Source organism: uncultured Algoriphagus sp. (assembly GCF_963974835.1).
GTDB lineage: Bacteria > Bacteroidota > Bacteroidia > Cytophagales > Cyclobacteriaceae > Algoriphagus.
On the sequence record NZ_CAXBET010000025.1, the window covers coordinates 1 to 18,854 of the forward strand.

The 18,854-nt window shown below is 39.5% G+C and carries 9 protein-coding genes and 1 tRNA gene; 4 read left to right on the plus strand and 6 right to left on the minus strand.

Going from position 1 to position 18,854, the window contains the following annotated elements; all coding sequences use genetic code 11:
* Nucleotides 1–221: 221 nt before the first annotated feature.
* The 4 genes from AACZ73_RS22470 to AACZ73_RS22485 form a co-directional block, all read right to left on the minus strand.
* Nucleotides 222–295 (minus strand) — tRNA-Asp (locus tag AACZ73_RS22470).
* Nucleotides 296–873: 578 nt separating this feature from the next.
* The gene (locus AACZ73_RS22475) at nt 874–5,220 is read right to left on the minus strand and encodes a PAS domain S-box protein (RefSeq protein WP_339881240.1); all 4,347 of its coding nucleotides are present in this window, start codon (nt 5,218–5,220) and stop codon (nt 874–876) included.
* 307 nt (nt 5,221–5,527) lie between these two features.
* On the minus strand, nt 5,528–6,535 hold the full coding sequence (galE, locus tag AACZ73_RS22480; protein ID WP_339881242.1) for a UDP-glucose 4-epimerase GalE: 1,008 nt from the start codon (nt 6,533–6,535) through the stop codon (nt 5,528–5,530).
* Between the two features lie 113 nt (nt 6,536–6,648).
* Nucleotides 6,649–9,753, minus strand: coding sequence for a PKD domain-containing protein (locus AACZ73_RS22485; RefSeq protein WP_339881244.1), 3,105 nt, complete (start codon nt 9,751–9,753; stop codon nt 6,649–6,651).
* A gap of 166 nt (nt 9,754–9,919) precedes the next feature.
* Between AACZ73_RS22485 and AACZ73_RS22490 the strand changes: the two genes are divergently transcribed.
* From AACZ73_RS22490 to AACZ73_RS22505, 4 genes are all read left to right on the plus strand, one after another.
* Nucleotides 9,920–11,539, plus strand: coding sequence for an ATP-binding cassette domain-containing protein (locus tag AACZ73_RS22490; RefSeq protein WP_339881246.1), 1,620 nt, complete (start codon nt 9,920–9,922; stop codon nt 11,537–11,539).
* Between the two features lie 10 nt (nt 11,540–11,549).
* Nucleotides 11,550–12,947, plus strand: coding sequence for a sodium:solute symporter family protein (locus AACZ73_RS22495; RefSeq protein WP_339881248.1), 1,398 nt, complete (start codon nt 11,550–11,552; stop codon nt 12,945–12,947).
* On the plus strand, nt 12,934–14,115 hold the full coding sequence (locus tag AACZ73_RS22500; RefSeq protein ID WP_339881250.1) for a class I SAM-dependent rRNA methyltransferase: 1,182 nt from the start codon (nt 12,934–12,936) through the stop codon (nt 14,113–14,115). The genes AACZ73_RS22495 and AACZ73_RS22500 overlap by 14 nt, the downstream gene beginning before the upstream one ends.
* Before the next feature lie 65 nt (nt 14,116–14,180).
* On the plus strand, nt 14,181–14,615 hold the full coding sequence (locus tag AACZ73_RS22505; protein ID WP_339881252.1) for a hypothetical protein: 435 nt from the start codon (nt 14,181–14,183) through the stop codon (nt 14,613–14,615).
* A gap of 409 nt (nt 14,616–15,024) precedes the next feature.
* Here the strand turns inward: AACZ73_RS22505 and AACZ73_RS22510 are convergent, their stop codons facing one another.
* Both AACZ73_RS22510 and AACZ73_RS22515 read right to left on the minus strand, forming a co-directional pair.
* The gene (locus AACZ73_RS22510) at nt 15,025–16,602 is read right to left on the minus strand and encodes an FAD-dependent protein (protein ID WP_339881254.1); all 1,578 of its coding nucleotides are present in this window, start codon (nt 16,600–16,602) and stop codon (nt 15,025–15,027) included.
* Between the two features lie 340 nt (nt 16,603–16,942).
* Nucleotides 16,943–18,853 carry a nucleoside-diphosphate sugar epimerase/dehydratase gene (locus AACZ73_RS22515; RefSeq protein ID WP_339881256.1) on the minus strand — a complete coding sequence of 637 codons (1,911 nt, stop codon included), beginning with the start codon at nt 18,851–18,853 and terminating at the stop codon, nt 16,943–16,945.
* Nucleotide 18,854: the final 1 nt, after the last annotated feature.

The following is an 18,854-nucleotide window of genomic DNA, read 5'->3' on the forward strand; positions in this document are numbered from 1 at the left end:
AAGTGAACTTCAATCTGCGGCCTTCCCGATGAATCGGGACAAGCATCAACCAGCTGAACTAACACTCCAATATTTTTAATTTTAGAGATACTGTAATCTCTAATCTAAGTGAACTTCAATCTGCGGCCTTCCCGATGAATCGGGACAAGCATCAACCAGCTGAACTACCACTCCAATAATTTATTTGTCACTAAATGATGAACTTTTTCATCATTTTTAAGCGGAATGGACGGGACTCGAACCCGCGACCTCCTGCGTGACAGGCAGGCATTCTAACCAGCTGAACTACCACTCCGTAATTTATGTCACTATCAGGATAAACATTTTTACCCACTTTGAAGTGCAATCCAACTTGCGACCTTCCCGATGAATCGGGACAGGCATTCTAACCAGCTGAACTACCACTCCGTAATTTATGTCACTATCAGGATAAATATTTTTACCCACTTTGAAGTGTAATCCAACTTGCGACCTTCCCGATGAATCGGGACAAGTATTTTAACCAGCTGAACTACCACTCCGTAATTTATGTCACCATCAGGATAAACATTTTTATCCACTTTGAAGTGCAATCCAACTTGCGACCTTCCCGATGAATCGGGACAAGTATTCTAACCAGCTGAACTACCACTCCGTTTACAACAATCACTAGGCTTACTATGATTTCTCATCGACTACCCCGTTTTTGAGTGATGCAAAGGTATGTTTAAGATTCGTTAATGCAAAAGTAGGATAGAAATTTTGTATTAATATTTTGTATGAAGTTCTAATTCAAGGAGATATTTTTTTGTTAACATCTAGACTTTTGATTAGAATTAGCACGCTATTCATGATTTACTATCCACTCCTGTCAGCAATAATTCATTGAAATCCTCAATCAGAATCCATCAAATCCAGAACTAAATTAAGTTCTTCTTTAAGTTGAGCGAATAACTCTCCCAGCCTATCTGCATCAAATTTCTCTAAATGTTCAATTTCATTTGCAATCCCCGCTAATATCTCCATCCCTGCTGAGATAGCGGTACCATACAGTTTATGTCCAGCTTCATTTATTAGCTTGAGATCCTCTTTCTCAATGGATTCCTGTATTGTATTTAATGACTCAGCTAATTCAGATTTGACTACTACAAATATATTAGCGAGAAATTCCTCATCATAGGAAGTGTAAATGCGGAGTTTTTCCGGGTTATAATGCTCGTTCAATTCGGATAGTCCAGTGCTGTCATCTGTGCTCAAATTAGAGTTAAGATGACTTAGCCACTTGTTCAAAATAAGCGCGAGTGTCTCCTCTACTACCGGCTTCATTATAAAATCATCCATACCTGATGCCACACATTTCTCCCGTTCTCCCTTTACATTACCTGCTGTGAATGCTATAATAGGTACATGGGTATCTTTTTCAAGCATGCGGATGTTCTTGGTAGACTCATACCCATTCATAACAGGCATCTGTACATCCATTAAAATAATATCCGGAAACTGTTCCTTGCAATACTCAACTGCTTGCAATCCGTTATTTACCTCATGAATTGTCGCTGTCGGAGCAATCTTCTTTATAATGGTTTTCGCTAAAAGCATATTCACCATATTATCCTCGGCCACTAGTATGGTAAAATCCTTGATGGAGTCTTCCAATTCCAATTCAACCTCCTTATATCCATATGTGCCCACTTTATAAAGACTGGAAAGTGCATGATAGAAATCCTGAATTTTAATAGGCTTTATCAAACGATGGTGCACATTTAATTCTTTGCAGGTTTCGATGATTTTATGATCGTCAGATGAGCTGTGTAGCAGCATAATGGGAGCTTCCGCTCCCCATTCATCAAAGACCTTTCTGATTTTTCGGATAGTCTCTAGACCATCCATAAATGGCATATGATAATCCATCAGGATTACATCAAAATGTTGCCCTGTCGATAACACTTGAAGAGCTTCAAATCCATTGGGAGCTTCTACTGATTGAATATTCTTTAACAATAACATTTGTCTAATGATCAAGCGATTATTATCATTGTCATCAACTATCAGCACATTCTTAATTCTTTCAATATCAATCCATTCGATGGCCTCTCCCATTTCTGTTTTCAAGGTAATATCAAAATAGAAAGTACTTCCTTTTCCATGCTCGCTCACGAGCTGAAGCTTACTATTCATTAGGCCAAGAAGACTATTGGTAATGGTTAATCCAAGTCCCGTCCCACCGTACTTCTTGGTAGTGGAACTGTCTTCCTGAGAGAATGCTTCAAAGATTTTTGTTTGTTTCTCGGGCTTGATTCCTATTCCTGTATCCCTTACAGCAAAGCGTATTTTATAATAATCTCCCTTACTCTGCAGCATTTCTATTTTTAGCTCAATTTCTCCTTTCTCGGTAAACTTAGAGGCATTGCCTAATAGATTTATCAGAATTTGCTTTAAACGAACAGAGTCTGCATATACAAACCTAGGGAGGTCAGTTGCTATATTCAGCAACATCTCCAGCCCTTTGTTCTGAATTTGGTAGGTAATTATATCAGTAGCCTGCGCGCTCATTTCATAGAGATCGCATTTATCTATATCAAGTTCCAGCTTTCCAGCCTCTATTTTAGAGAAGTCAAGAATATCATTTATAATACTCAGCAGTGCATTTCCTGACTGATTTACTATAGATAGGTATTGATGCTGCGTCTCATTGAGGTTTGTTTTCAGCACAAGATCTGTAAATCCGATCACACCGTTGAGTGGAGTCCTGATCTCATGGCTCATATTGGCCAAGAATTCTGATTTAGCGATGCTAGCTTCTTCTGCCTGCAGTTTCGCTTTTTTTAATTCTTCCCTTCTCTTAATTATACCGGTAATGTCCTGGGTAAAGAGCATCACTCCTCCCACCTCTCCATCATGGAGATACCACGGTCTCATTTCCCAAGTCACAAAACGATCTTCTGTGTCGCCAGGTAATCTTACTCTGTCTTCTTCCTTACGCTCTACCGCTCCTTTTAAAACCTTATTATATCTTTCTCTTCCTGACTCATCAATCTGAGGAAACACATCATAATGTGATCTACCGATGATTTCCTGCCCGGAAAGATAATAGTCCTTCTTCCATTGATTACTTGCAGCAATGTATCTCATCTCCTTATCCAACATCGCTACGGCTGCAGGAGTATGCATGACAAATGCATTGAGCCTACTTTTCTCCGTAATAAGGTCTTTTTCTATTTTACTCTTGTCTGTAATATCAATTGCAATACCCAGATAGCCAACAGGTTTATCTTCAACATCCCTCATGGCGGAAATTACCAATGACACTACTTTTTCCTGTCCATCTTTGGTAATAAATGTCCAATCCCTTTGCTCAAAACCATCACGGTCTGTTCGGACTGCGAAAATATCTCCGGATTCAATCTTCCTACCAAATTCCCCTTCCAATTCTATCAAATACTCCTCTATTTCTTCCTGCTTGTAAAGTGTGCTAAGCTTCTGTTTTCCAACCATCTCCTCAGAAGAATAACCTAACATTTTTTCAGCACCTATATTAAAAACCGAAATAAGACCTTCTTTGTCGGTGGAAATCACACATACTTCCGAAGAAGCGTTAATTACATCATCTAAGACTTTCCTAGTCTGCTCCAGATCAAGCTGGGCTCTCTTGCTTTTATCTATATCCTGGAAAGTCCCCAGAATTCTCACACATTTTCCATTCTCAAATTCCGTCTGGCCAATTGCCCGAACCCATAATTCGTTTCCTTTACTGGTAATCAGTTCCAATTCCAGATCCCAGGGTTCTCCATAGGTTATAGCTTTCTCTAGGGCAGCTGAAATATTCTTCCTACTTTCCCCCTCTTTATAAAAATTTATTCCTGTGTTCAAATCAGGTTCGAAATCCTCTGAAACCTCATGGATCAATTTGGTAGTAGGAGTCCAGCTTAGTTTTTGGGATTTAACATCCAGATTCCATCCGCCCACCTTGGCTACTTTACCTGTTTCCTCCAGAAGTATTCTCGCTTGTGAGAGTTCTTTTTCAAGTATTACTCGTTTTGTAATATCAATAGCATTTCCAATTACATAATCTCCCACTCCCAAAGGATCACTTTCCAGGACATTGTTGAACATCCAGATTAACTCAGAACCATCCTTATGTTTGGTAATCATCTGACCACTCGCTTTTCCATCTGCTTGGACAGCCAGAAGATATTGGTCGATTAAATGGTGACGATATGCAGGAACTATATCATATAAGCTACGCCCTATTATTTCTTCAGCTTTATATCCTATTTTCTTGGCACCTGCTTCATTCACTGATATGAAGACTCCCTTCAGATCATGTGTGCACATGAGGCCTTGTGAGTTTTCAAAAAAGGCTCTCAGCCTACCTTCACTTTGGGCCAGCTGTTTTTCTTTAAGCTTAGAGTCGGTTATATCTCTCGCTATTGCGTATATGTGGCCTGATTCAGGCTCAGGGGATGCTGCCCATTCCAAGGTTTTATACTCTCCGTTTTTTGCAGAGAATCTATGGCAAAATTCTATGGACAGTTCTCCCTGCGCCAGCTTTTCAAGTTCTCGTTGGGATTTCTCAACATCGTCCGGATGAATTAATTCAAAAAAAGATTTAGATGTTAAGGTCTCATTGTCCCAGCCAAGTAAATTAGTAAAAGACGGGCTGACTTTTTTAAAGTAACCGTCAGTACCTGCTATACAAATCAAGTCATGAGAGAGATTAAAAAATTTCTCCGCATTACTGTATTCTTCAATTAATTTACGCTCTTGTATGATGACTAAAGCTTCACTTGCAAGCAGATCTAGCGCTGTTTTACTTTTTTCGTCGAGGGAAATCGGTTTATTACCAAAGACCGTTAAACACCCTACCCATTTCCCCTTTTCATCTCTTAAGGGTATACCTAAAAATGACTTGACATCATTTGCAGTAAAAGTTTTCGAAACATCCTTGGGGAATTTTAGTGCCTTAATATCCGGGCAATTCACGTTATCTTCACTTTCTACCAATTGCCCCACCAAGGATGAAAAAAATGCTTGATCAGTTTCACCAAGTCCTGATTCAGCATAATAGGCTAAACCATTGGGTTGACCAAATAAAAGAAGTGCTTGAGATGTGCCGCTGACAATAGCACTTAACTGGCAGATCCTATACAGAGACACATCCTGAACAGTATCGAGATTTTGATAATTGCGAACTGGATTTTGATCTGATTCCCTAACTTTCATCCCGGAAGTATTATTCATACCAAGCCTTTAACTATTAATTTCTTAAATAAGAATTTAAGAAGTGATCATCTAAATCAAGAGTAAAATCATAACTCTCGGAAACAATAATAATAAAACGTGCTCGAATAATAAATTAACTAAACGTAACATAACAAGCTTTTAGTTTATGAAATTTAATTACATACCTTAAAATGTTAATTACATAAACGATAAGTATTTTCACCATTGAATGTGGCTAAAACAAAAAACTCTCTTGATGAATTAAATATCATCAAGAGAGTTTCATCTTGAATAATTGAGAAAATTTTCTTTTATAAGGGATGTATCATAATGTCTTCTGCCAGTTCCAACTATCTCGAAGTGAATCTTCTAAAGAATAATTTGGATACCAATTTAGAACCGAATTAATCTTTTTTGTATCAGCCCAGATCTTAACTACATCACCCTGTCTTCTTTGACCAATCTCAAAGTTTACTTTGACATCATTCACCTTTTCGAATGTCCTTAATACTTCCAAAACTGTATTGCCATTTCCAGTACCCACATTGAATACATCGTAGAAATCATCGGTTTGCTTTCCTAGAAAAGACAAGGCCTTCACATGTGCATCTGCCAAATCCATGACATGGATAAAATCCCTAACGCAAGATCCATCCACTGTATCGTAATCGTCCCCAAACACAGTTAATTTTTCACGGATACCCGCAGCAGTCTGAGTTACAAAAGGAACTAGATTAGCTGGAGTGCCGATTGGCAGCTCTCCAATTTTTGCGGTAGGATGCGCTCCAATAGGATTAAAATAACGCAAGGAAATAACACGGATTCCAGCTTTGCTTTTCACCAAATCCACCAAAATATCCTCACATATTTTTTTGGTATTTCCATAGGGACTTTCAGCATCCTGCCTTGGAGTTTCTTCAGTCACAGGCAGCTGTGCCGGTTGACCATACACAGTGCATGAGGAAGAAAACACCAAATCTTTGATATCCTTTGACTTCATGAAATCAAGTATAGCAAGCAGTGACATTAGATTATTCTGGTAATATTTTAAAGGTAAACTGGTGCTTTCTCCCACAGCTTTAAAGGCTGCAAAATGAATAATTCCAGTGATTTGATGTTCGGCGTAGATTTGGTCCAAAAGACTTCTATCGCTACAATCTCCTTTATAGAATGCGAGCTTTTTCCCTGTAATCTCTTCCAGTCTATCCAGCACCTGAATATCTGAATTGGACAAGTCATCAATAATTATTGGCTCAAAACCAGCCTTTACTAACTCAACTGCTGTGTGAGAACCTATGTACCCTGCGCCTCCAGTGATTAAAATCTTTTTCATTTACGTTTAAAAGTTTGCTTGTACAAAACTATCCAAATGGATGGATTATGAAATTCATTTCCAATAAGACTTATAAATAACCACTCAAAGGAGATTGAAAAAAATCTTTCACTCTATCTAATAAGGACAAAGCTTCCCCTTTTCTCTACTGTCTGAAGTTGACCCTCCAACTCAAAACTGTATTGCATCAAAAATGAATAGGTTCCCTGCACTGCATTTTCACCAGCCACTAGACCATTCCATCCTTCTGTACCTGAATAAATCAACTGCCCCCATCTATTGTAAATCCAGATATTAAAATTGATGTCACATGTTGATACTCCTTCAAATATTCCCCCGTCCCTAGAAGGATTAAATCCTGTAGGCATCCTCACCTCAGGAGCTTGCTCAGTAATAATCCCTGTGCCCAAGCTTACGCAGCCTGAGGCATCTAAAACAGAAATAGAATAAGCACCTTTTGCCAGTCCGGTCAGTTTATTATCAGATGGATTGCCCTCATTCCAGAAATACACATATGGAGCTTTCCCTCCATCTGGGAATGCAAACAATTCCCCATTGCTACCTCCTGGACAAGCTGGCTTAGTCATACGCACATCTACTTCCAGTGCAGGAGGAGAAGTGATTTCAAAAAGGACAGGAATGGAACATTGATTCTTGTCCAGAACAAAAAGTTCATAACTCCCGGATGCTAAGTTCGATAAATTCAATTGACCATCGAATTCTATTACATCGTCAATCTCTATGGAATAAGGAGCCGTCCCACCAGTGATGTCTAAATTCAAAACACCATCTTCTTTACCAAAACAACTTACCCCAATTACACTTAAAGCGCTAATTTCCAATAATTCTGGCTCTGTTATTTGTATATTTTCCAATGTCTGCTCACACCCAAGTTGATCTACTACTTTAACTGAATAAGAACCAGCATTTAAAGCATCTGCATTGGATGCATTGAGAGTTGGATCATGTGACCAAGTAAAATTAAAGGGTGCTGTCCCGCCACTAATGTTAAGTGTAATTCCTCCGTTTCCCTCTCCGAAACATTTAGCATTTTCGAGTGTCCCTACACTCACAACAAATTCTTCCGCTACCTGCACCTGAATAGGCTTTGAAGTCCCTTCACATAACTGATCCACTGAGCTGTAGGTCACGTAGCTAACCGAGCCCGTGATTCCTGGTATATCCCAGCTGATTTCTACCGCATTCTCATTTTTCCCGGAAACAATAGTCCCTCCAGTTACAGTCCATTCGTACGACCTCACTTCTGTTGGGTTTGGAGCACTATAGAAGTGAGTAGCTAATGGATTAAAACAGACATCTACATTACCAATAGGATCTTCTGCATCCAGCTGATTGTTAACAATCACATTCAAATAAACAGGGGCAACTATACACCCATTTTTATTGATAGGATGGGCTATTATTCTTGCATTAGGATTGGAAGGGCCCCAATTAACTAAAATTGAATCTCCATAGTCTTCCAGGATCATGCCCCCCTCTATCTCAAAACTAACAGATTTGATATTTTCATTAGGACTTAGCTTGTAAATCAATTCTTCAACCTCCGGGCAGACTGAAATTGGCCCAAGCAATTCTACCCTATCTTCAATAACCTCAATTTCAAATCGCTCTTCTTCTTGCTGATCGCAGGTATTGGGACTGATAGAAGCAAGTATTGAAACTTCATACTTTCCAGGCCTATCAAAAATATGTGTCACTTCCTGACCTTCCTGCACCGGAGATCCATCCCCAAAATCCCAAACAAAATAGGTATATAACTCACTATCCGGCGTGATAGTCCAAGTTCCTTCCTGATTTAGACAAGCGGTGAGATCACCCTCCACTTCAAAATCATACTCAGCTTTTACTTCAAAGTTCAGATTATCCAAAGCTGCTCCTACTGCATATCCGTAGGATTCCAAAAATCCAAACCCATATACGTATGCTATTAAACCGTCAGGATTAGACAATTGGTGCACTCCCTGAGAGATACTAACCCGGGCAAAATAATAAGCGTTGTTTCCAGGTACTGGAGAAAATAACGATCCAATATTATCGCCATCTAAAACAGTATTGGATTCTGCCCCGGCTGGGACTATAATATTCACGTAACTCACCGCAATAGATACAATCGACAGTGCAGAAAACTCAACTTTTTTCAATAACTGCTCATTTGGACTATATGAAATCATAAACGGATCGCCCTGTTCATAATTTGGCTCACTTGCATTGTTGCATTCCTGACTTTTGGATAAAACAGTTACCGAGGAAGGTTTTGAAGTAGTGATGGAAACGGTCTCATCCGCTTCAAAATCAAGAGTCACATACTCAGCAGCGCCAATAAAAGCTCTTCTAACCCCATTTACAAAAACTTCCGTATCGTTCTCAGATGCTACTACTTTTACTAGTTCACCAGATGTCCTTCCTTTTAAGGCTACATGGATAAAGGATTTTCCCCACGTATTAATGGGATAAGCTTGCTGAAATAAATTATCATTGGCAGCCCCGCAGTTGCCAACAGAAGTCCATTTATTTCCCCCGAAAACTGCGATTTTCTTGCATGAGTTTGCATCGTCTCCGATTACCCTAACTCTAGAGCCCGTAAGATCAAATCTTTCCTTCAGCTGGTAACTTTGTCCACTATTTAATGTGATTTTAAATGGAGCAGAAGTATCACTTTTAGTGATTTCAATCTGGGTATCATCCTCTGTGGCTATGACCAATAGCGTACTTTCATTGTCCACATTTCCGTCATATTCCACGGGACGAGTGAGTTTCTCAAAATGGGAAGTGACTAAATAATCCTTACCCAATGCTGCGATAGGAAGCACAACTGTACCGTCAGCACTCCGCAACCGCTCATTAAAGGCATAGACAGATAAGTCTCCTGAAGAAGAGATAAAAATGCCTTTATTCTCTACAATTCCGGACGATCTATGGAATACGTCTATATCCCGAGAATCAACAATAAGATTAAAGCGTTCTCCTTTTTTTAGAGTCTGGCTTTGAGTTAATCCTAAATATTCAATTGTAAAGCTCGCATCTTCAACAGCCGCTATCTCCAATACCGCTCTATCCGGTGCGTCAGGAAGTACTCTATTGTTTTCCATGAATCCCACTAAAAATTCTTTACCGATAGTAGAGAGTTGAGCATAAGAGACCATTGCAAAAAAATGCAGGAAAAATATAAAGAAGGCAACTCTGTAAAACTTAGCCATATAAAAATAATTAAACAATATAGGCACGAATATAGGCAACTGCTAAAAATAAAGCACTCCATCAAATATAAAGCTACGCTGTCATTTTTCAAAAGGTGGGAATTCACTCAGTCTTCACATATTTAATTCTTATCTTTGCGCCTCAAAAAAGAAGAAAATCCCACTTATGATTTCAGTAGACAACTTATCCCTCAAGTTTGGAAAAAGAACCCTTTTCGATGAAGTTTCCCTAAAATTCAACCCTGGCAACTGCTATGGTGTGATTGGGGCTAATGGAGCCGGAAAATCAACTTTTTTGAAAATTCTGTCTGGAGAAATGGAAAGTACCAGCGGTGGGATTAGCATCACTCCTGGTCAGAGAATGGCAGTTTTATCCCAGAATCACTTTGGTTTTGATGAAGTAGAAGTTCTGAAAACTGTCTTAATGGGACATAAGACGCTTTATGCCATCATGGAGGAAAAAGATGCCATCTATATGAAGGAGGATTTTTCTGAAGAGGATGGCTTACGTGCTTCCCAGCTGGAAGCAGACTTTGCGGAGATGGATGGCTGGAATGCAGAATCAGATGCAGCAGCTCTTCTGTCAGGTTTGGGAATAACCGAAGACCTGCATTACATGCAAATGAAGGACTTAGCAGGTAATCAGAAAGTACGGGTTCTATTAGCTCAGGCCCTTTTCGGGAATCCTGATATTCTGATTCTCGATGAACCTACCAATGATTTGGATTCAGCTACTATTGAGTGGTTGGAGAATTTCCTGCTTGATTTCAAAAACTTGGTAATCGTCGTTTCCCACGATAGACACTTCCTGGATTCAGTTTCTACACATATTGTGGATATTGACTTTGGTAAAATTAAAATATACTCAGGTAACTATACATTCTGGTATGAATCTTCTCAGCTAGCGTTAAAGCAGCGTTCTGACTCCAACAAAAAGGCTGAGGATAAGAAAAAGGAATTACAGGCATTTATCGATCGATTCTCTGCTAACGTGGCAAAGTCAAAGCAGGCTACAGCACGTAAGAAGATGATCGAAAAGCTGAATATCGATGAGATTGAACCATCGATGAGAAAATATCCAGGTATCATTTTCAAACCTGAAAGAGAAGCCGGTGATCAGATTTTCATGACCGAGAATCTGGAATTGAAAGCGGATGGAGTGACTTATTTCACAGATGTAAACCTGATGGTTGATAAGGGTGATAAAATTGCTTTTATCTCTAAAACCAAGCAGGCTGTTAACAAATTCTTCCAGGTAATTATGGAGGAAATTCCTGCTTCTAAAGGAAGCTTCAAATGGGGAGTTACCATAAATAAAGCCTACCTGCCAAATGATAATTCTGAGTTTTTCAAATCAGATCTTTCGCTGATTGATTGGTTGAGACAGTTTTCAGGAAATCAGGAAGAAGCATATGTGAGAACCTTCTTGGGAAGAATGCTTTTTACAGGAGAGGAATCCCTGAAAAAATGCTCGGTACTTTCCGGAGGGGAAAAAGTTCGTTGTATGATCTCCAAGATGATGCTTCAGAATCCAAATCTATTGGTGATGGACGAACCTACCAACCACTTGGACCTGGAATCGATCACTGCTTTTAACAACGCGATAATAGACTTCACCGGAACGGTATTGATGTCGTCTTATGACCACGCGTTTGTTCAGTCTTCTGCGAATAGAATTGTAGAATTTACTCCTAATGGAACGATTGATAGAAGAATGCCATACGATGATTATCTGGACAGTGAAGAGATCAAAGCATTGAGGGAAAAAATGTATTCCACTAAGTAAACTAACTTAGTTGCTACTCACTGCAATCATAATATATCTGGCGATCACGATCGCCGTCGGAGCTTGGGCTTCAAAATTTGTAAAGGGATCGAATGACTTTGTTTTGGCAGGTCGTTCGCTCCCTTTATTTCTATCGGCTTCTGCCCTATTTGCCACTTGGTTTGGTTCAGAGACAATTTTTGGCGCTTCTTCCGTTTATTTGGACGAAGGACTACAAGGTGTGATTGAAGATCCTTTTGGAGGAGCACTCTGTCTTATACTTTTTGGGATGTTTTATCTACGTCCTATGTATCGTATGGGTGTTTTGACTATAGGAGATGTATTTAAAAGAATTTATGGCAAGCAGGTAGAATTCCTTTCTACTGTATTTATGGTTCCAGTATTCTTTGGATATGTAGCAGCCCAATTGGTTGCGCTAAGTCTGATTTTGGGGACTGTCACGGGCTTAAGTATTACAGAAGGAATCTTGATTGCAGCAAGTATTGTGTTGATCTACACCTTCCTCGGTGGTATGTGGGCCATTTCCATTACCGATTTTATCCAAACCATCATGATAGTTTTGGGGCTGATCGTGGTTTCAGTTTTAGTGACAAGGGAAGCAGGAGGAGTTGGAGTCATTTTAGATTCTGCTCCTGATGAAAGCTTCCAATTATTCCCTGACCCTGGATTAAATTCCTGGATTAATTACTTTGGTGCATGGATTATTATAGGCCTTGGAAGTATTCCTAGCCAGGATATTTATCAGCGGGTGATGTCTTCCAAATCAGAGAAAGTAGCTGTTCGATCCACTTATCTGGCAGGTGGTTTTTACCTTACTTTCGGTCTGCTCCCTCTTTTTATAGCGCTGGGTGCAAAAGTACTATATCCAGAACTTTACTTAGAAAATAAACAGATGCTGTTACCGTCTATGGTACTGGCACATGGAGGGCTACCTGTTCAAATCATCTTTTTTGGAGCTTTGATCTCAGCCATTATGAGTACGGCAAGTTCAGGAGTGTTGGCACCTGCTGCATTGATTTCCGAAAACTTAATCAAGCCTTTATTCAAAGGAAAACTTACAGATCGTCATTTACTTTGGATCTTAAGGATCAATGTATTGTTGGTAACCATTGTCTCTGTGATCATGGCCTTGCAAGATTCAAATATTTACGAGCTAGTGGCTGGAGCATCCATTCTACTTTTGGTTTCACTTTTCATCCCTCTAACCACGGGATTGTATTGGAAAAAGTCCTCAAAAGTTGGTGCTATGTTATCCATGATCATTGGGATGATTACCTATTTAATCATTGACAATTTTGAGCCCGAAATTTATTCTCACATTTACGGATTGCTTGCAAGTGCTATCGCTATGATGGCTGGAAGCCTGCTTTTCCCCAACAAACCTCAAGTCACGCATGAATTATCCTAAAATCATACTCAAACACGGAAAAGAAATCTCATTGAAAAGGAGGCATCATTGGGTGTTTTCAGGAGCTATTTTCCAAAAATACAATGATCTCGAAAATGGCCAATTGGTTGCTGTTTTCTCATCTAAAAATGAGTTTTTAGGAATTGGTCATTTTGCTGAAGGATCAATCATGGTTAGAATCATTTCTTTTGAAGAAAGGGAGATCGACCAGGATTTTTGGAATGAGAAAATTGCTTTTGCACTTTCATTAAGAAAAAGTCTTGGGCTTACAGAAAGCGAAGAGACAAATGTGTACCGATTGGTGCATGGTGAAGGAGATTTACTCCCTGGGTTGATCGTGGATTTTTATAATGGCACCGCAGTAATCCAAGCCCATCAAATTGGAATGCATGCGCATTTGAAGGAAATTGCAAATGCTATAAAAGCAGCCTACGGAGATCAACTTTCAGGTGTTTATGATAAAAGTGCGGAGACTTTACCAAAGAACTTGGGAGTAACTACCAATGAATGGGTTTTTGGTGAGCCTAAAACTGACTTGGTTCAGGAATATGGTGCGACCTATAAAATAGACTGGGAAAAAGGTCAGAAAACAGGCTTTTTCATAGATCAGAGAGAAAACAGAAAACTCCTTGCTTCCTACTCAAAAGGCAAAAAAGTGCTAAACACTTTCTGTTATTCGGGCGGGTTTTCAGTCTTAGCCTTGATGGAAGGAGCCTCAGAAGTTCATTCAGTAGATATTTCTCCAAAAGCAATAGAGCTTACTGGGGAAAACATCCAACTCAATCCCAAAATAAAAGGGAAGCACGAATCGAAAGTTGCGGATGTGGTAAAGTACATCCGAGAAATTGGTGATGATTACGATGTGATCGTATTGGATCCTCCAGCCTTTGCCAAAAATCTAAAAGCCAGACATAATGCAGTTCAGGCTTATAAGCGACTGAATTTAGAAGCTCTGAAGAAAATTAAATCCGGAGGGATCTTATTTACCTTTTCATGTAGCCAAGTGGTAGACAAAGCTCTTTTCAGAAATACAGTTACGGCAGCAGCTTTGGAATGTGGTAGAAAAGTACAGATCCTCCATCAAGTCACACAGCCGGCAGACCATCCAATCAATATTTTCCATCCTGAAACTGAATACCTCAAAGGCTTGGTGCTTTTTGTGGAGTAAAATCAAGCTTTATAGTTAAGAGTTGAAGTCTTTGCACTATTTTCGTTTACTAATAAAAACACATCATGTACAAAGGAATACAACATCTTCATTCAGGAATCGCTTATCTGGCACTGCTTGCTTTGGTAGTGGTAATTTTTTACATGCTAATCGGCTCACTTTCAAACCGTGAGTTCACGGAGAAAGACCGGAAAATTGGATTGATTGCCTTTATTCTTTCCCATATCCAGCTATTGGTTGGTTTGATCCTTTATTTTATCAGTCCATTAGGATTAGAAATGCTATCCTCAGGCTCAGCTATGTCTGATCCAGCAGCGAGATTACTTGCTCTGGAGCATCCGCTTATCAATATTATTGCGATTGTGGTAATATCCGTCGGTTATATCCGCGCAAAAAAATTGAGTGTTTCGCGAGCGAAATTCAGAAGCATTTATATGATGTATGCAATTGGATTGGTATTGATTCTGAGCAGAATCCCTTGGGGTTCTTGGTTTGGGTGAAGTGAATTTGAGATTTGAGATTCCGGAAATTCGCAATTATTCATTCGGAGTTCAGTAGTAAAAAACAAAGAGGTAGCATGGATCATGCTACCTCTTTGTTTTTTGTTTAAAGATCTGTCCCTTTCAGGGCCAGAGAATTAGTATCTTCCTTAGCAATGGGCTGTACCCATCGCTGGGATATTAAGGCCTTTCAGGCCAAATGCTCCCTCACATTGGTCTATTTCCTCACAGACCATATTGAGTTATCGATCAGGTTTTTCGATTATTACGCCACTGTTCATGTCGCACGAACAGCAATATGCAACTATTAGGATTTTTGATTACTAAGGCCGGTCTTTGTGATTGTTGTATTTGCATTTGGACGAATATTGATTGGGTGAATATTGATTCGCCCCTACACCGTAAATCTTCACTTCACATACGCTGCTATCAATCTCTCTGCGCATCTTTCCCCGTCCATGGCAGCGGAAACAATTCCACCAGCATATCCAGCGCCTTCTCCGCATGGATAAAGTCGCTTGATCTGTACATGCTCAAATGATTCCCGATCACGGGGAATTCTAACGGGAGAAGAGGTTCTACTTTCCAATCCTATTAATTGGGATTCGTTTGTATAATACCCTTTCATTTTTTGCCCAAAAGCTTTAAAAGCCATTGCTAAACGCTCAGAAATAAAGTCTGGAAGAACATTTCTCATTTCAACAGAATTCAACCCAGGTTGATAAGAGGTATGCAGTAAGCTTGAACTTACTTTTCTTTCAACAAAGTCAACCATACGTTGAGCTGGTGCCACTTGAGTCTTACCTCCTGCCTCCCAGGCCTTTTTCTCAACATCTGCCTGAAACTCCATAGCTGCCAAAGGGCCAAACTTTTGATATTCAGGCAAGTCTTCCAATTCTACAGAAACCACTATCCCGGAATTGGCAAATTTGCTATCCCGACGACTTGGACTCATTCCATTAACTACCAATTCTCCCGGAGAAGTAGCCGCAGGTACGATAAACCCACCAGGACACATACAAAAGCTAAAAACTCCTCTTTGCTTTTTATTGAATTCTGTCTGGTGAACCAGAGAATATGCAGAAGCTGGCAAGTAGGGTCCACGGTCCAAGCCACAATGATATTGAATGCTGTCAATTAGCTTTTGGCTATGCTCCACTCTGACTCCCAGGGCGAAAGGCTTTGCTTCGATGGTAATCTCTTTATTATGGAGTAGATGAAAAATATCCCGCGCAGAATGCCCAGTAGCAAGTATTACTCCTTTTCCTGTAATCTTATTACCATTCTGAGTAACTACGCCTTTAATCTCATTTCCTTCTAGAATAAAATCCTCTATCCGTGTATCAAATAATACCTCGCCTCCAAACTGGCGAATTGATTCGCGCAAATCTTCTACTAATTTTGGAAGCTTATTTGTTCCGATATGAGGATGAGCATCTACCAGTATTTCTTCCGTCGCACCATGTGCAACGAGGATTTCCATAATCCTTCTGATATCCCCACGCTTTTTGGATCTGGTATATAATTTCCCGTCTGAATAGGTACCAGCGCCCCCTTCACCAAAACAGTAATTCGAATCTGGATTAACAATCTGCTCTTTGTTAATTGCCGCGAGGTCCCTTCTACGGGATCTCACATCCTTACCTCTTTCTATTAGAATAGGCTTTACCCCTAACTCAATAGCACGAAGCGCTGCAAAAAGCCCCGCAGGTCCTGCTCCTACAATAATTATAGGATCTTCATTACTTACATTTTTGTATTCGGGCTGATGGTCAAGAAGGGAGGGTGGAGTTTCCTTGATAAAAAGTTCAGCCTGAATATTCACTTTAACATTTCTACCCCGTGCATCTATAGAGCGCTTTACTTGGCGTGCTATAGCATCGGTAGCGCTTGCCGGAAGTCCAGCCTTTTTTCGGACTACTTCCTGAAAAATGATGGGATCGTAAGCCTCTTCCGGACTTAATTGTAATGTAAAATCTTTCTTCATTTGGTAAGGTATTTATCCTTAAATGTGCGTGCAAAGATAGGGGTTTCTGAAATAGGAAGACAGTAGCCAAGGCACCGTAATCAGTTGCAGTCGCAGTGAAATCGTAGGAGGAAGTAAGGCAAATTAGTTCGTGGTTCATTGCCTGCTCCGTGCACCTTGGATTCTAATCATGAAATCTATTCTCACCAATCGACAAATAGAAAAATTCCGCCAAGCTTATTCACAATACAAGTCAAATCCCAAGTATCATGCCTTTATCATGAGGGTATATACGGGGTATCTAGTGTGTATCTAGCGGGCAAATAGTAAGTATATTGGGTGTAACTGAAGTTTGGAAAAACTAATTCAGGCGGTCAAGAATTTCAAATCTGGAAGAATTTGAGATAAACTCAGGAACAATTACTTTGAGGTGTGATACCAATTCATTTTCTGAATTTTTAGCAATCAATTCAATGAATAGTTCGATTTGGCCATCAATTTTATTAAATGAAGCGGGTAAAACTTGAGCAATTTTAATTTTGGGATGATGGGTAATTTTAACTGTTTCGAAATCATTCAGAAGTTCTTCGTAAAGCTTCTCCCCTTCTCTCAATCCTGTAAAAATTACTTCAATATCTTCACCTAATTTTTTTCCGGAAAGTTGAATCATTTTGTTGGCCAGATCCAATATTTTAATGGGTTCTCCCATATCGAATATATATATCTCTCCTCCTTCTCCCATTATTCCAGCTTCCAAAACCAATTGACAGGCTTCTGGTATGGTCATGAAATATCTGGTGATTTCAGGATGCGTTACAGTTATTGGTCCTCCATTAATGATCTGCTTTTTGAAAAGAGGTATTACTGAACCGCTAGACCCGAGCACATTTCCAAAACGTGTGGTAATAAATTTGGTATGGTATTTTTTATGGTTCTTAACCAGGTATTCATTTAACGCTTGCACGTACATCTCAGCAGCTCTTTTGCTTGCCCCCATTACATTGGTAGGATTTACAGCCTTATCTGTAGAGACGAACACAAATTTATCAACCTTAGCCAAAACTGATATATCAGCAAGTACTTTGGTGCCTAACACATTAGCCTGTATTGCCTCCTCAGGATAATTCTCCATCATTGGCACATGCTTGTATGCGGCTGCATGAAACACTACCTGAGGCCTGAAATCTCTAAATACTTCCTTTACTTTCTTCTTATTCCTAACATCACCTAAGACCACTTTAATAGGGCAGTTAGCATGGTTCTCCCTAAACTCCTGCTCAATGTCATATAAAGCCGATTCTGCTATATCAAAGAGAATTAGAAGTTTGGGATTATAATGACAGATTTGCCTGCATAGCTCAGAACCTATAGAGCCGGCTGCGCCAGTGACCAGTATGGTCTTTCCTTCCAAGTCATCCTTTATCTTTGGATTATCTAAAATAATTTGTTCCCGGCTAAGCAAATCCTCAATTTTAACTTCCCTGATTGCCCCTGCAGTCAGCCCATCGTTTATCCATTGATGTACTGGAGGCACGATAGAAACTGAGATTTTCAGCCGAAGACACTCATCGATTACTTCCTTCTTTCGATGCACTGGCAGATTGGTAACTGCTATAATTAATTCCGTGATCCCAAATTGCTCCACCAGCCTTTCAAGATTATGTAATCCTTTATAAATCCGCTTTCCATCTATATTCTTCCCCTCTTTTTTAGGATCATCATCCAGGAAAGCAACAGTATTAAAATGTGTTATGCTATCCTGTTTGATTGCATCCTGCGCAATAATACCGGCTTCACCGGCTCCGAAAATTATACCGTTTTTAAATTCCTTATCAAGCTTACCATTCTTTAGATAAACAAAAATTTCTTTAACTAACAGTCTGTAAAAAATCAGCATAAATAATGTTGATAGACTAGCTATAACTAGGACTGAAGAAGGAAGTAAGAAATTATAATTCAATAAATTTCCATAGAAGAAATTTAGAACTAAAAAAAGAATGAAGGTGATCAGAACAGTCTTAAAAATATTAGCACAATCTCTGAATCCAGTGTGCCTTACAATGCTTTTATAGTTATTGGTAGCTTGCATTACTACCAATCCTCCCATCATAAAAGTGAAGCTTCCTGCCAATGCATCATATTGCTCTATTAAGGCCAGTTCAAAATTAAATCGGACTAAATACCCAAATAATGCACAAATAAATAGAGTAAAAGAATCTACAGTGGCAATTATCCATCTAGGAAGTATTTTTAACCGGGTCAGTAAATTCATA